This window comes from Flaviflexus salsibiostraticola, from assembly GCF_003952265.1.
In the GTDB taxonomy this organism is placed as follows: Bacteria; Actinomycetota; Actinomycetes; order Actinomycetales; family Actinomycetaceae; genus Flaviflexus; species Flaviflexus salsibiostraticola.
The window spans coordinates 2,488,553-2,503,513 of the sequence record NZ_CP034438.1; the positions used below are offsets into that span (position 1 = coordinate 2,488,553).

The 14,961-nt window shown below is 67.3% G+C and carries 14 protein-coding genes; 8 read left to right on the forward strand and 6 right to left on the reverse strand.

Features of this window, described 5'->3' with window-relative positions; genetic code table 11:
• Positions 1–9: 9 nt before the first annotated feature.
• The 5 genes from EJO69_RS11620 to EJO69_RS11640 are packed head-to-tail and all read right to left on the reverse strand — an operon-like array spanning position 10 to position 5,143.
• Positions 10–1,293 carry a DUF58 domain-containing protein gene (locus tag EJO69_RS11620; protein ID WP_126042014.1) on the reverse strand — a complete coding sequence of 428 codons (1,284 nt, stop codon included), beginning with the start codon at positions 1,291–1,293 and terminating at the stop codon, positions 10–12.
• Positions 1,293–2,276: an AAA family ATPase gene (locus tag EJO69_RS11625; RefSeq protein WP_126042016.1), complete on the reverse strand. Its 984-nt coding sequence runs from the start codon at positions 2,274–2,276 to the stop codon at positions 1,293–1,295. The genes EJO69_RS11620 and EJO69_RS11625 overlap by 1 nt, the downstream gene beginning before the upstream one ends.
• The gene (locus tag EJO69_RS11630; protein ID WP_126042018.1) at positions 2,269–3,369 is read right to left on the reverse strand and encodes a DUF4350 domain-containing protein; all 1,101 of its coding nucleotides are present in this window, start codon (positions 3,367–3,369) and stop codon (positions 2,269–2,271) included. The genes EJO69_RS11625 and EJO69_RS11630 overlap by 8 nt, the downstream gene beginning before the upstream one ends.
• Positions 3,366–3,980 (reverse strand): DUF4129 domain-containing protein, encoded by a 615-nt coding sequence (locus EJO69_RS11635; protein WP_126042020.1) that lies wholly within the window; start codon positions 3,978–3,980, stop codon positions 3,366–3,368. The genes EJO69_RS11630 and EJO69_RS11635 overlap by 4 nt, the downstream gene beginning before the upstream one ends.
• Complete coding sequence (locus tag EJO69_RS11640) at positions 3,980–5,143, reverse strand: DUF7544 domain-containing protein (protein ID WP_126042022.1); 1,164 nt, start codon at positions 5,141–5,143, stop codon at positions 3,980–3,982. The genes EJO69_RS11635 and EJO69_RS11640 overlap by 1 nt, the downstream gene beginning before the upstream one ends.
• Positions 5,144–5,369: 226 nt before the next feature.
• Between EJO69_RS11640 and mtrA the strand changes: the two genes are divergently transcribed.
• The 8 genes from mtrA (at position 5,370) to htpX (ending at position 14,333) form a co-directional block, all read left to right on the forward strand.
• On the forward strand, positions 5,370–6,050 hold the full coding sequence (mtrA, locus tag EJO69_RS11645) for an MtrAB system response regulator MtrA (RefSeq protein WP_126042024.1): 681 nt from the start codon (positions 5,370–5,372) through the stop codon (positions 6,048–6,050).
• Positions 6,047–7,678 carry an MtrAB system histidine kinase MtrB gene (gene mtrB, locus EJO69_RS11650; RefSeq protein ID WP_126042026.1) on the forward strand — a complete coding sequence of 544 codons (1,632 nt, stop codon included), beginning with the start codon at positions 6,047–6,049 and terminating at the stop codon, positions 7,676–7,678. Before mtrA ends, mtrB begins: the two co-directional genes overlap by 4 nt.
• Positions 7,675–9,336: an LpqB family beta-propeller domain-containing protein gene (locus EJO69_RS11655; RefSeq protein ID WP_126042028.1), complete on the forward strand. Its 1,662-nt coding sequence runs from the start codon at positions 7,675–7,677 to the stop codon at positions 9,334–9,336. Before mtrB ends, EJO69_RS11655 begins: the two co-directional genes overlap by 4 nt.
• Before the next feature lie 54 nt (positions 9,337–9,390).
• A complete protein-coding gene (locus EJO69_RS11660; protein WP_126042030.1) occupies positions 9,391–10,113 on the forward strand; it encodes a ComF family protein in 723 nt (240 codons plus the stop codon).
• A 118-nt stretch (positions 10,114–10,231) separates the two neighbouring features.
• The gene (hpf, locus tag EJO69_RS11665; RefSeq protein ID WP_126042032.1) at positions 10,232–10,873 is read left to right on the forward strand and encodes a ribosome hibernation-promoting factor, HPF/YfiA family; all 642 of its coding nucleotides are present in this window, start codon (positions 10,232–10,234) and stop codon (positions 10,871–10,873) included.
• Positions 10,874–10,973: 100 nt separating this feature from the next.
• Entirely contained in the window at positions 10,974–12,359 is a 1,386-nt protein-coding gene (locus EJO69_RS11670) for an FAD-dependent oxidoreductase (protein WP_126042034.1), read from the forward strand.
• Complete coding sequence (gene lplAB / locus EJO69_RS11675) at positions 12,359–13,408, forward strand: lipoate-protein ligase LplAB (RefSeq protein WP_126042036.1); 1,050 nt, start codon at positions 12,359–12,361, stop codon at positions 13,406–13,408. The genes EJO69_RS11670 and lplAB overlap by 1 nt, the downstream gene beginning before the upstream one ends.
• Positions 13,409–13,460: 52 nt before the next feature.
• A complete protein-coding gene (gene htpX / locus EJO69_RS11680; protein ID WP_126042038.1) occupies positions 13,461–14,333 on the forward strand; it encodes a zinc metalloprotease HtpX in 873 nt (290 codons plus the stop codon).
• Positions 14,334–14,394: 61 nt separating this feature from the next.
• On the opposite strand, the gene EJO69_RS11685 is transcribed toward htpX, so the two are convergent.
• A complete protein-coding gene (locus EJO69_RS11685) occupies positions 14,395–14,889 on the reverse strand; it encodes a YajQ family cyclic di-GMP-binding protein (protein ID WP_126042040.1) in 495 nt (164 codons plus the stop codon).
• Positions 14,890–14,961 lie beyond the last annotated feature (72 nt).

Consider the following 14,961-nt stretch of genomic DNA (forward strand, 5'->3'; position numbering starts at 1 on the left):
TCGGTCGGGTCAGAGCCTGCCCGCCTCCTTGAGATCGAGGTACGCATCGGCGACCTTCGCGGGCAGAGCCTCCGGCGTGGCGAACACGACGTGGGCGCCGAGCCGGGCGAGATGCTCGGCGAGGGCCTTCTCCTCGAGGAGGGCGCGGTGCGCGGCGGCGGCCTCGTAGGCGGATGCTGAGGTGCCGTCGATCTCCGTCATCGCCTGCAGCGTCGGATCCTCTGCAACGGCGATGAGGACGGTGTGGCGGCGCAGGAGCGGGATCGCCTCGAGAAGACCACCCGGGACGACGCCGGAGTCGAGTGCAGTCGTGATGACGACGAGCGCGCGGTTCGACACGGTCCTGCGGACGGCGCCCGCGGCGCCGATCCAGTCCGTCTGGGCGAGGCTCGGGTGGATGTCGGCGAGGGCGGCTGCGAGCGCGTGGGTTGTCTGTCGTCGCCCCGGGTCGACCCGCACCCGGAGGCGGTCGTCGTGGGCGAGGACGTGGAGCCGGTCGCCCGATCGCTCCGCGAGCGCGGCCAGGAGCAGGGTTGTTTCGATCCCGGAGTCGATCCTCGGCTCGTCGCCGATCCTCATCGACGCCGACCGGCCGCAGTCGAGGAGTGCGATGATGCGGCGGTCCCGCTCGGGCCGCCACGTCTTGACGAGGGTCTGCCCGCGGCGTGCACTCGAGCGCCAGTCGATGGCGCGCACGTCGTCCCCGCGGACGTAGTCGCGCAGGGAATCGAATTCGGTGCCCTCGCCCGAGACGAGGAGGAGGCTGCGTCCCTCCATCTCCCGCAGGCGCGCGATCCTGCTCGGCAGGTAGCGGCGGGAGCGGAACTCCGGCAGGACGGTGAGTTGCGCCTCGTCGTACCGGCTCGTCTGCCGACCTGCGAGGCCGAAGGGGCCGCGGGTGCGGATGACGAGGGGGCCGGAGGTGATCGTCCCGCGGCGGGTCGGTGTGAGGAGTGCGGAATGGGTCGTCGAGGCGCCCGGCTCGAGGGCGTACTCGAACGTCGGCGGCGTGACCCTGACCGAGGGCGGCCAGCCGTGCCGGACCGCCCCTGCCAGGGGCCGCCGGCCCCTGTTCGTGATCGTCGCGCGTGAGGGGTGGGAGGTGCCGAGCCTCATCGTCACGGGAGGACGCTCCGAGGAGATGTTCGCCGCGGAGCCCGCGAGGACCCAGTCGAGCCCGCTGAGGATGGCGACGACGGCGATGATGATGGCCGGCCACAGCCAGCCGCCCTCGATCATCCCTGCCGGCACTGCGAGGGCGGCGAGGATCGTCGAGCGGGTCGTGAGGAACATCAGCGGGGCACCGGCACCTGGGTGAGGACGTGGTCGATGACGCGTTCGGTCGACATTCCGTCGAGCTCCGCCTCGGGACGAAGGCGCACCCGGTGGGTGAGGGCGGCCAGCGCCATCGCCTTCACATCATCCGGCGTCGCATAGGCCCGCTCCGACAGCCATGCCCATGACTGCGCGGTGCGCAGCAGGGCCGTGGCGCCGCGCGGGGAGACGCCGATCTCGACGGCGGGTGCGCTGCGGGTCGCCCGGACGAGGTCGACGATGTAGGCCTGGATGGCGGGGTGGACCTCGACGCGGGCGATCTCCCGTCGCGCGGCGATGATCTCGGCCGCGCCGGCGGCCGGGTTGATCGCGCCGAGATCGTTCGGGTCGAAGCCGGCCGCATGGCGGCGGACGACCTCGAGCTCAGCGTCCCGCCCCGGCAGCGGCACTGTGATCTTGAGGAGGAACCGGTCGAGCTGCGCCTCCGGTAGGGGATACGTGCCCTCGTATTCGATGGGGTTCTGGGTGGCGATGACCATGAACGGGTCGGGCAGGTCCCGCGGCTCGCCGTCGACCGTCACCCGATGCTCCGCCATCGCCTCGAGCAGGGCCGCCTGGGTCTTCGGCGGTGTCCTGTTGATCTCATCGGCGAGCAGGAGCTGGGTGAAGACGGGCCCGGGCCGGAAGTCGAACTCGCCTGAGCGGTAGATGAGCGAACCGGTCAGATCGCCCGGCATGAGGTCGGGCGTGAACTGGACCCGCTTCTCATCGAGATCGAGGCCCGCCGCGAGCGCCCGGACGAGCAGGGTCTTCGCGGTGCCGGGCACGCCCTCGAGGAGGACGTGCCCGCCGGAGAGGAGCCCGACGACGAGGCCCGCCATCGCCTCCTCCTGGCCGATGACGGCCTTGCGGATCTCGCCCGCGAGAGCGCCGAAGGCCTGCTGGGCGGGACTCGCGCCCTCGGTGGTGGGCAGTGCGAGACGGGGGCGATGGTCAGTCATCGGTGAGCTCCTTCGAGAGGGTGGCGAGGCTGGTGGCGAGGCCGGTCAGCTCGGAGTCGGTGGCGGGTGGTGGCCCGTAGAGGAGGTGGCGCACAGAGTCAGGAGTCCGGCCGCTGGCGGCCGCGACTCTGCCGATCACCATATCGGGGGAGGAATCCGGTGGCAGTCCGAGCCTGCCCGCGTGGTGGGAGATGAGGCCCGCCCGCAGGGCGGCGCCCGCGTGCGCCGCGTCCGCGCCCCGCTCGTAGAGGCGCGCCCTTCCGAGTGCGGACTCGGCGGAGGGGACGACGACGGGGAGCTGCTCGGGGATGAGGGGACCGAAGGGACGGCGGACAAGGATGCCGTGCCAGAGGGCGACGAGGACGAGGCCGATGAGGGCGCCGGTCAGCGCCGGTGGGACGGTGTCGGGCTGGTCGATCGATGCCGCCATCGGCATGAGCCACGCGACCGAATCAGACTGGCCGAGGGCCCGGATCGCAACCGCCGCGTTGTCGGCCTTCGCGAGATTCTCGTTGACAAAGAGCTCCGGGGAGGCGAAGAAGAGGACGCTGCCCTGCGTGAGGAGGTGGGCGCCGCCGCCGATCGGGAAACAGTCCCCGCCGCCGACTCCGACGGTCACGCCCTGAGTGCCCGTGATCCCGTCGAGCCAGACCGCCCCGCAGGAGGGCGGGACGACGGTGTCGGGTGACCCGTCGAACGTCCCCAGCGTCTCGCCGAACCAGCGATACGTGTCCCTGCCGTTGTCGGAGACGATGACGACCCGGCCGGGCGAGTCGAGAAGCCGCTCCCGATCGGATGCGGTGAGGATCCGCTGCGGGTCCCAGACGAGGATCGTCTCGTGATCGAGTGCGTCGCTCGCCGAGTGGACGACTGTGGTGGACACGCCGTTATCGGAGAGGATGGCGCCGAGCGCCCCGGCGCCATCGGGGGAGACCGAGCCGGGGTGCATGGTCTGCTGGTTGCTGCGGCCGGACAGGGAGGAGATGGCAACGGCGAGAACGGCGATGAGGAGCAGGGCGAGAGCGCCGAGGATGAGGCGCGCCCACAGGGGGCGGGTCCGTGTCCGGGGTGCGAAGCGGGCATCCGTGCTCATGCGGGAACTCCCGCCCGGCACCGGTCGACCAGACCCGCCATCATCTCCGCCTCCGCCGCACTGGCGTCCGCCCCGCCGTAGAGGACGGCGTCGAAGATCCTGGCACCCGGGCCGAGTGGCAGGCCGGTCGCGGCCTCGCCGAGCACGGCGGATTCGCGGGCGGTCATGCCCGGGCTGGCCGCGAGGAGGCCGCGGGAGTCGAGGATGCGGATGCAGGCGCGGTAGTAATCGACACACGCGGTGGCGAAGTCACCGGCTCCGTGTGCGCGCCCGGCGTCGCGCAGAAGCTGCGCGATGCTCCGATCGTCGTCGAGGATGACACCGCTGCCGGCTCCGGCGGCACGGCCGCCGGACCTCAGGCGTCCGTAGACGATCGCCGACGCGGCGAGGATGGCGACGAGGAGGACGACGGCGATCGACCCCGTCCATGTCGCGTCCCCGCCGAATGAGAGATTGAGGCGCTCGAGCAGGTCGAGGATCCACAGGCCGAGCCGCTCGATGAGCGACGGGCCCGGATCGGAATATTTGGCCTGCCGCAGCTCATCCTCGGCCCAGCGGCGCGCCTCATCCCCGTCGGGGCTGAGTGCAGCCCACAGGGCGCGGCCGAACATCAGTGATTGCGGACATCGTAGTGGAAGTTCTCCCGGATCATCCGAAGGTTGATGTAGATGACGTTGGTGACAGCCTGGGTGATCGCGACGACGATCGCGGAGATGAGGGCACCGGTGATCGTCGTGTAGATGATCGTGCCCGTCGTCGTGCCGAGGCCGAGGAACGAGAAGATCGCGACGATGATCGACAGGACGATCGAGATGACGATGATGAGGATGAAGGTGGCGGCGAGCGTGGCGAAGATCGACCAGAACCGGCCGCGCGTCAGCTGGAAGGAGCGGACGATCGAATCGATCGGGCCGCGCTGCTCGGCGACGAGGACCGGCACGACGCAGGAGAGTCGGATTGCGAAGTAGATCGCGCCGATGAAGACGAGGAGGAGGAAGAGGGCGATGGCGCCGCCGCCGGCGTCGGCGAGCGGGAAGATGAGGAGGGTGAGCAGCGTCGCGACCAGGAGCATGAAGATCGAATAGAGGATGTAGGCGACCGCGAGCCGACCGGCATCCCCTGTCGACATCGACATCGCCTGACCCATGGAGATCTTCCTGCCGTACACCGCGCTCATCGCCGCGTTGACCGCGGTCGTGTAGATGAAGAGGGCGGCGATGAAGGAGATGAGGCCCGTGATGATGCTGACAACGGCGAAGCCGGCCGACAGCGAGGCCGAGTCGATCTCGAGTGGGTCGATCGTGGAGAACGACGTCTCACCCGAGACGAGGACGACGACCGTCGAGAGCAGGCCGGCGACGAGGTAGACGATGAGGGGTAGAAGGACGAGGACCTTCGGGTTGTAACGCACGAGGCGGATCGCCGCGTCGATCTGCTCAAGAGGAGTGAGCGGGTGGAGTGGGAAGGGGGAGCGGTCATAGCCGCCGTACGGAGCGGACTGGTAGTCGCCCGACGCCTGACCGAACTGTCCATAGGACGCGTACTCGCCGTACGCGGGCTGGTCTGCCGGCCGGTTGAAGTAGCCGAAGGTCGGCTGGTTGCCCGGGCCGCCCTGGTTCCAGGACTGACCGTTTCCCTGCGAACCCTGACTGTTCCAGGCGTCGCCACCCTGGTTCCAGCCCTGCTCGCTCGGCTGCTGGCCCCAGCCGCCGCTGTCGCGGGAACCGCCCTCGCCCTCGTTCTCCGGATGCCAGCGCTTGTCGTCATTCGACATGGTCTTCTCCTTCGTGTCGCACCACACCCATCTTGGCACAGGCCGATCAGCGTTGATACGGGTGGCGCGCGTCTCCGAGAGTCGGTGCAGTCCTGCCGGTGCATGTCCGACAGCCGGGCGTGTTCACCACGCCGCACCCGGGGCTTCTCCATCTGTCATCGGACGCACATCGGCCCAGGTGGCGAGTGTGTCGAAAAAAACTTCTCGTTCATGGGAAACTGGTGCCATGAGTTCCCGCATTCTTGTCGTCGATGATGATCCGTCGATCTCGGAGATGGTCGCCATCCTCCTCGAGTCCGAGGGCTATGAGGTGACCGTCTGTGCCGACGGACTGTCTGTCCTGCCCCTGTACCGCGCCGAACGGCCCGACCTCGTCCTCCTCGATGTCATGCTCCCAGGCCTCAACGGCGTGCAGGTGTGCACCGCCCTGCGGGAGGAATCTGACGTGCCGATCATCATGATGAGCGCGCTCACCGACTCGGTCGACGTCATCGCCGGTCTCGAGGCCGGTGCGGATGACTACGTGACGAAGCCCTTCGAGAACTCGGTCCTCATGGCCCGCATCAAGGCCCGCATGCGCCGGCAGGAGCTCGAGCCCGAGATCCTCCGGGTCGCCGACCTCACGATCGATATCACCGGCCACAGCGTCATGCGCGGCGACCAGACGCTCGCCCTCACCCCGCTCGAGTTCGACCTCCTCGTGGCCCTCGCCCGCAAGCCCCGTCAGGTGTTCTCCCGCGAGGAGCTTCTCGAGCTCGTCTGGGGCTACCGTCACAGCGCGGACACGCGCCTCGTCAATGTTCACGTCCAGCGGCTGCGCGCCAAGGTTGAGAAGGACCCCGATAATCCGGAGGTTGTCCTCACCGTCCGCGGCGTCGGCTACCGGGCGGGTGCGGCGCGCGAGTGACCGATCAGGCGACTGAGGAGCGCACCGAGCCCAGCAGGGGCCGGCTCCTTGCCGACCGGGTCGGGGAGCTGTGGCACTTCATCAGCCAGCGCCTCCAGGTCCGCGTCATCGGCATCCTCATCACCATCGTCGCCGTCTCGGTGTCCCTCACCTTCGGGATCGCCCTGTGGCGCATCCGCGACCAGGTCTACGAAGATCGCATCGACTCGATCGTCGAAGAGTTCGGGGCTGATGCCCGCGCGGCCGAGCAGCGCTTCACCGCGACGATCGGCACGAATCCGGGCAACGTCCAGGAGACCGTCAAGACGATCGTCAACTCGATGTACGACCCGTCCTCCTCGGTCGTCGGTGTCATGCTCATGAGGAGCGCCGACCAGCCGGCCAGCAGCATTCAGATCCTTGAGCCGAGCAACGGTCCGACCGTCCTCCGAGAGATCATCACGGACGAGATGCGGGCCCAGACCGCGAACTCGGAGGCGCTGCATTGGCAGCCGATCGCCATTCCCGACGGGGCGGGGGGAACCACACCGGGCATCGTCATCGGCATAGCCGTCACCGTGCCGGGGGCAGGGGACTACGAGCTCTACTCCTTCTATTCGCTCGCGAGCGAACAGCGGCTCCTCAGCCTCGTCACCGCCGTCCAGGTGTCGGCGGCCGGCCTGCTCCTCGCCCTGCTGATCGCGCTCGCGGTCGTCCTCGTCCGCATGGTTCTCGTTCCCATCCGAGAGGCCTCGCGCAATGCTCGACGGATCGCCGACGGTGCGTTCGAGGTGCGGATGGACGTCCGGGGCGATGATGAGCTGGCTCAGCTCGCCCAATCCTTCAACCAGATGGCGTCCTCGCTCGATGAGCAGTTCACTCGCCTGCAGAAGCTGTCGAAGGTCCAGCAGGACTTCGTCTCCGCCGTGTCCCACGAGCTGCGGTCCCCGGTCACGACGATCCGCATGGCGGGCCAACTCATCTACGACAAGCGAGCTGACCTGCCGCCCTCGCTCCAGCGTTCGGCCGAGCTCATGCAGCGCCAGCTCGTCAATCTCGACGCGATGCTCGCCGACCTGCTCGAGATCTCCCGCTTCGATGCCGGGGCGATGGCGCTCAATGCCGAGAATGTCGACCTCGCGGAGGTCGTCGAGAGTGTTGTCGACATGGCGGCCCCGCTTGCCCGCGAGGATCAGGTCCGGGTGACGATCCACGCCGATGGGGACACGTACGCCGTCGTCGAGCAGCGACGTATCGAGCGCATCGTCCGCAACCTCGTCGTCAACGCCATCGAGCACGCCGATGATGGGGCGGTCCGCGTTGACGTGGTCGGCAACGACACCGCGGTCGGCGTGCGCGTCGTCGACAATGGCATCGGCATGAGCCAGGAGCAGGCCGATCATGTCTTCGACAGGTTCTGGCGTGCGGATGCCGCGCGGGTGCGCAAGGCCGGCGGCACCGGCCTCGGCCTGACGATCGCGCGCGAGGATGCGATCCTCCACGGCGGCGAGATCCGCGTGTGGGGAGTCCTCGGCGAGGGGGCAAGCTTTCTCCTCATCCTGCCCCGTGAGCCGGGTGCCCCGTACACTGCTCCGCTCGACGTTGAAGTGGAATTCGACGCGCTCGCCCTCGAAGGGGATCTGACATGAGACGGCTGTTCACGCTCCTTCTCGCCCTGATGCTCCTCGCGGCCTGCACCTCGCTGCCCACGGAGGGTCCGGTCAACGCCACTCGCGCGCCCACCGGCACGAACCAGACGGTCGGCTTCCACGCCGCAGGCCCGCGGGAGGGATCGACTCCGGAGGAGATCGTTCAGGGCTTCCTCACCGCCTCCGCAGCGGGACTGTCGGACGACTTCGAGGTCGCCCGTCAATACCTCTCACCCCGGGCCTCAGAGCTGTGGCGCCCGCTCGAGGTGGTGCGGATCTATTCTGACTCGCGGCCGCCCGTCACGACCCGCACGGACACCGAGGCGGTCAGGCTCAACCTCGGATCCGAGGGCTCTCTTCTGCAGAACGGGCGGTTCGAGGCATCCCGGCCCGACGCGGTCATCACGACCGAGTTCTCGCTCGCGCGCAACGCCGACGGAGAATGGCGGATCATCGACCTCGACAACGGCCTGCTCATGTCGTCCACGCTCTTCGAATCCCAGTACTCGCAGGCGGTCCTCCACTTCCTCACCTCCGACTCGCAGTACCTCGTTCCAGATCTGCGGTGGTTCCCGCAGAACACGTACGCGACCTTCGCGGCGAGAGAGCTCTTCCTCGGCCCATCGCCGTGGCTGGCCGACGCGGTGCGGACGGCGATCCCGCCGGGCACGGCCCTCGGCAGCCGCGGCATCACCATCAGCGGCGGGACCGCCGCCGTGTCGCTCAACGACGAGGTGCTGTCCGTCACCGGCTACCAGCGAGCGCTCTTCAGTACTCAGGTCGAGGAGACCCTCACGCTTCTGCCGAATGTCCAGAACGTCGAACTCCTCGTCGAGGGCACGCCCTGGGAGGTCGGTCAGACGGCCGACCTGTCGCCCTACCCGCTGGGTGATCCGCGCCTCATCGTCAACGTCGGCGGCCGTCCCTCCCTCTACCGAGATGGCTCGGCCGTGTCACTGCGTATGAGCGACGTGCCGGAGGATGTCGAATCCCTCGCCGTCGGCTATGGCGACGACTCGTCGATCGTCGGGATCTCGGGAGACTCTCTCATCACGCTGCCGAACAGCGGGGCGGCCCCGGTCACGCTCCTTCAGGGCCCCGGCGTCGTCCGACCCTCCGTCGACATCTACGACTGGGTCTGGTCCGGAACCGCGGACCGTCCCGGCGTCCTCACCGCCTTCAAAGACGGTGAGCGGGTCGACCTGGCGGTACTGCTCCCGCGGGGTGGGGGCACCATCGACTCCGTCCACGTCTCCCGCGAGGGTGCCCGGGCGATCATCGTCTGGCGGTCGGAGACGGCCGTCTACATGTCGGCCGTCGCCATCATCCGCGGTGGCGACGGCGCTCCGGCCGCGATCGGGGAGCCGATCGAGATCGGTGCGGGCCTCGAGCAGATCCTCGACGTCGCGTGGATCGACGAGACGACAGTCGCCGCGCTCGCGACACTGCCGGGCGGCACGAGCCCCGGGATCTACTCCGTCCCGATCGGCGGCTCGATCACGGCGATCACCGAGGTCAACGGCGCAGTCTCGATCACCGCCGGGGCGGGGGAGAGGTCGCTCATCCTCGCCACCGAGAACGGCCAGGTCCTCGAGCGCTCGGGCGGGGGATGGCGGCTGCTGCTGACCGATGGCAGCTCGCCCGCACTGTCCGGCTGAGTCCCCATCCACAGCCCGGGCGGGACTTCGCCCGGGTGAGGCGACAATGCGGGCATGAGCCTGCTCGACCTCATCTTTCCCGTCCAGTGCCCCGGCTGCGGGCAGTGGGATACGCCCGCGTGCGATGCCTGCCTCGAACGTCTCTGCGGTCTCGTCGATGTCTCCCACCGGCTTCCCCAGCTGTCGAGGATCGACCCGGACGGCACCGACAGCCCGCTGTTCCCCGTGTGGGCGATGTCCTCCTATGAGGAGACGGGGCGCCTCCTCCAGGCCTGGAAGAGAAGCCCGTCGGCGGACCTGGACCGGCTGATGGGTGAGCGCGCGGCGCTCGCGGCCCTGCAGCTCCCGGACCTTGTGAGCCATGGGGTCATTGCCATCGACTTCGTTCCCGCCCCCTCTCATCCGGGACGCTACCGGGACGACACGTATGTCGCAGGCACACTGGCTGACAGCGTTGCGAGGGGCTTTGCCTCGACCGTCGACTGGCCGTGCACGGTGACTTCCAGGACGTTGTTCGCACCCCGATCCGGCCGCCAGCGCGGCCGGACGAGGCGGGGCCGACGGATGAGGGCGCCGGTGCGGCTCCTCGCCGACATCGAGCCTCGGACGATCGTTCTCGTCGATGATGTCGCGACCACCGGGGCCACGCTCGAAGCGTGCTGGCGGGCGGCTCGCGGGTCCCACACGATCCTCGGTGCCGTCTGTGCGGCGGCTGTTATTCCCCCGGCTGAATTCCTCAGGCCTGGGTCCGCCGACGGTCAGTGTGACGTAAAGTGAGGTAAGCGATATCCACGTGGAATCGCGAACTCGAAGGGGGTGGTTCTGAACGGTCGCCACTTCGGCGAGTCTGCTATTTCAATGGGCTCAGTCCCAGATATTTCATGAGGAGACAATCGTGGAAATCATCGTACAAGGACGTAATGCAGAGATTTCGGATCGGTTCAAGGACTATGTTGCCGACAAGCTCTCCAAGGTGGAACAGTTCGCCCCGCGCGCGCAGCGCGTCGAGGTGGAGGTCACCCACGAACCACACCTGGCACAGCCGGAGGTGACGGAGAAGATCGAGATCACTGTCATTGACAAGGGCCCCGTGATCAGGGCGGAGGCATTCGCCTCGGATCGCGGAGCGGCGCTTGACCTTGCCACCACCAAGCTGATCGAGAGGCTGCGGCGTGCACACGACCGCAAGAAGGACCACCGCCGCCGAGCACCCGGCGACAAGAGCCCGGCCGATCTCAACATCGACCTGAACGAGCTCAATGGTGAGCTCAAGCAGGAGCGGAGCGTCGAGCAGTCCGTGCCGAGCACACCCGGTCAGGCAGTCGAGCAGCAGCTCGGCGACTCCCCGGTCATCGTGCGCCAGAAGCTGCACGAGGCCGAGCCGATGAGCGTGGACCAGGCCCTGTATGAGATGGAGCTGGTGGGTCACCCCTTCTTCCTGTTCATCGATGAAGACACGAAGCAGCCGTGCGTTGTCTACCACCGCCATGGCTGGACCTACGGCGTCATCCGACTCGACACCACGGTCGCCGACTGACCCCATGAGCCGAAAACCCGCGAGATCCTCGCGGGTTTTCGCTTTGCCGGGCCGACGGTAAGATAAGAGAGGTTTATCCGCTGTGAATATCGAGGTGCACGTGAGCGATCGTCCCCTGTCAGTTGCTGTCATCGGCGCGGGGCCTGCCGGCATCTATGCTGCCGACATCCTGTCGAAGTCCGACATCAAAGCGTCGATCGACCTCTACGAGAGGCTGCCGGCCCCCTTCGGGCTCGTCCGCTACGGGGTCGCTCCCGACCATCCGCGGATCAAGCAGATCATCGTCGCCCTCTATAAGATCCTCCAGCGCGGCGACATCCGCCTCATCGGCAATGTCACCGTCGGTGAGGACATCACGATCGAGGAGATGCAGGAGCATTACGACGCGATCATCATCGCAACCGGTGCTGACCGGGACGCTCCTCTCGACATCCCCGGCGTCGATCTCGAGGGCTGCTACGGCGCGGCCGACTTCGTCTTCTGGTACGACGGGCACCCGGACTACCCGAGGGAGTGGCCGCTCGACGCGACGGAGGTCGCCGTCATCGGCGCCGGCAACGTCGCGCTCGACGTGGCCCGTATGCTCGCGAAGCACCCGGATGACCTGCTCGTCACTGAGATCCCCGAGAATGTCGAGAAGGGCCTGCGGGAGAGCCGGGTGACCGATGTGCACGTGTTCGCGCGCCGCGGCCCCGCCCAGGTCAAGTTCACTCCGCTCGAGCTGCGCGAGCTCGGCAAGGTCCCCGATGTCGACGTCATCGTCTACGAGGAGGACTTCGACTTCGACGACGGTTCGCAGGAGGCGATCAACACCTCCAATCAGACGAAGCAGATCGTCACGACCCTCACCGACTGGGTCATGAGGGAGGAGGAGTTCACTGCCTCCCGGCGGATTCACCTGCACATGATGCAGGCCCCGGTCGAGATCCTCGGCACCGACAGGGTCGAGGGCGTCCGGATGGAGCGGACAGAGCTGACCGGCGACGGTTCCGTGCGTGGCACCGGGAACTACATCGACTACCCGGTCCAGGCCGTCTACCGTGCCGTCGGCTACTTCTCATCTCCCATCACCGGCCTGCCGTTCGATGACGTTCGCGGCGTCGTCCCCAATGTCGAGGGCCGCGTCATCGTACCCGGCGGTGACCACCTGCCGGGTGTCTATGCGACCGGCTGGATCAAGCGCGGGCCCGTCGGCCTCATCGGCTCGACGAAGTCCGACGCGAGGGAGACGATCACCCACCTGGTCGACGATGCGAAGGCGGGCAAGCTCGAGCGGGCAGACGACTTCGCGACAGGCGGCGAGGCGATGATGGCGCTGCTCGACGACCGCGGCGTCAGGTACACGACCTGGGAGGGCTGGGAGGTCCTCGAGCAGTTCGAGAAGACCCTCGGCGAGACTCAGGGGCGCGAGCGGATCAAGGTTGTCGAGCGCGACACGATGACCGCGGTCTCCCGCGGCGAAGAGCACGACGGGAAGCTGTACTGATGCACGGTGAATACAAGGAGCCGGGCCACAAGCTCGTCGTCGTCGACCTCGAGGTCGAGGGCGACAGGCTGACCGACGTCCAGATCGCAGGGGACTTCTTCCTCGAGCCCGACAGTGCGCTGGTGCGGATCACCGAGGCCATCGAGGGTCTGCCCGCCGACTCCCACGCGGCCGACATCGCCCAGGCCATCACCGACGCCCTCAAGCCGAGCGATGAGCTGCTGGGCCTCAGCCCCCAGGGAATCGCCACCGCCGTGCGTCGCGCCCTCGGGCATTCGATCGACTGGGATGACATCGAGTTCGAGGTCATCCACGGTCCGGTCGTCTCGCCGATGGTCAACGTCGCGATGGACGAGACGCTCGTCGAGGATGTCGCCGCGGGGCGGCGGAAACCCTTCATGAGGATCTGGGAGTGGGACTCGCCCTGCGTCGTCATCGGCTCGTTCCAGTCGGTTGCGAACGAGATCGACTGGGATGGCATGAATCGGCACGGAGTCACGCTCTGCCGCCGTGTGACGGGCGGCGGCGCCATGTTCATGGAGGCCGGCAACTGCATCACCTACTCCCTCGTCGTGCCCACGGCCCTCGTCGACGGCATGAGCTTCAAGGACTCCTACCCCTTCCTCGATGAGTGGGTGATGGAAGCCCTCGAGAAGGTCGGCGTCAAAGCTCACTACGTGCCGCTCAACGACATCACCTCCGAAAAGGGCAAGATCGGTGGCGCAGCGCAGAAGCACTTCGCGAGCGGGGTCATGGTCCACCACGTGACGATGTCGTACGACATCGACGCCCAGAAGATGCTCGAGTGCATCCGCATCGGCAAGGAGAAGGTCCGCGACAAGGGCCTGCGATCCGCGGTCAAGCGAGTCGACCCGATGAAGTCGCAGACGGGCATGGCTCGCGAGGAGATCATCGACGTCTTCCTCGATCACTTCGCCGCCAAGTATGGTGCGAGCAGGGGCGAGATCACCGAGGCCGATATCGAGAACGCCGTGGAGCGGTGCGCGACGAAGTTCGACACCGAGGAATGGACGATGCGCCTGCCCTAGGGAATGAAACATCGCCCGGCGCCGTTTCAACGAGGAGAATCGAAAGGACACCATGAATCGCTCGACACTCAACGGGGTCAAGACAGCGGCGCTCATCGGCGTGCTGTGGGCGATCCTTCTCGCCATCGGCGGCATGCTCGCCTACGGCTCGGGCAACTCCAGCTTCATCATCATCTTCGCCCTCATCGGTGTCGCCAGCACCGCCTACTCGTACTGGAACTCGGACAAGCTCGCGATCAGGGCGATGAACGCTCAGCAGGTGTCCGAGGCGCAGTTCCCCTGGTATCACCAGACGGTGCGTGAGCTCGCGCAGAAGGCAGGGCAGCCGATGCCGCGCCTCTACGTCGCGCCCTCGCCCTCGCCGAACGCGTTCGCGACCGGGCGCAACCCCGATAACGCCGCGGTCTGTGTGACCGACGGAATCCTCGACCTGCTCGACAAGCGGGAGCTCCGAGCGGTCCTCGGCCACGAGCTCATGCACGTCTACAACAGGGACATCCTCACCTCGTCGATTGCTGCAGGGCTTGCCGGCATCATCTCCTCGATCGCGCAGTTCTTCCTGTTCTTCGGGATGAGGGGGAGGAACGACAACAACCCAATCGCCCTCATCGGCGTTCTCGTCACTGCGCTTCTCGCACCCCTGGCCGCCAGCCTCATTCAGCTCGCCGTGTCCCGCACGCGCGAGTACGACGCCGACCACGATGGTGCGGAGCTGACCGGGGACCCGCTGGCGCTCGCCTCCGCGCTCAACAAGATCTCGGGCGGCACGGCACGGACGCCGATGCGGGAGACACCGACGATGGACAGCGTGTCGCACATGATGATCGCGAATCCGTTTGCCGGTAAGGGCAGGGCACTGTTCTCCACCCACCCGCCGATGGAGGACCGGATCCGCCGCCTCGAGGAGATGGCCGGCTACCGGTAGACATCGGCTCACAGAGTATGGGAAAGGGCGGACCGTGAGGTCCGCCCTTTCCCATGGCAGGTCAGCGGTAGTTCTGGAAGGACACCGCGAAGTCGAAGTCGGCCTCCTTGAGGAGCGCGATCGTCGACTGCAGATCGTCGCGGGACTTCGAGGTGACGCGGACCTCGTCACCCTGGATCTGGGTCTTGACCGACTTCGGGCCCTCGTCGCGGATCAGTTTCGTGATCTTCTTGGCATTCTCCTGGGAGATGCCCTCCTTGAGGGCTCCGACGAGGCGGTACTCTTTGCCCGACTGGGCTGGAACGCCTTCGCCCACATCGACGGACTTGAGCGAGACGCCGCGGCGGACGAGCTTCGTCTGGAGCACGTCGTAGACGGCCAGGCAGCGCTCCTCAGAGTTCGCCTTCATGATGATCGTGTCGCCCTTGAGCTCAATGGACGCATCCACGCCCTTGAAGTCGTAGCGCTGGTTGATCTCCTTGACGGTCTGGTTGACGGCGTTGTCGACCTCCTGCCGGTCGAATGTGGACACGACATCGAACGACGAGTCAGCCATGGTCCCTTCCTTTCGTGAAAGTGCCCCACATCGGGGCGGGAGAATGCCCCGAATGAGAGGTCGAGCACTGGT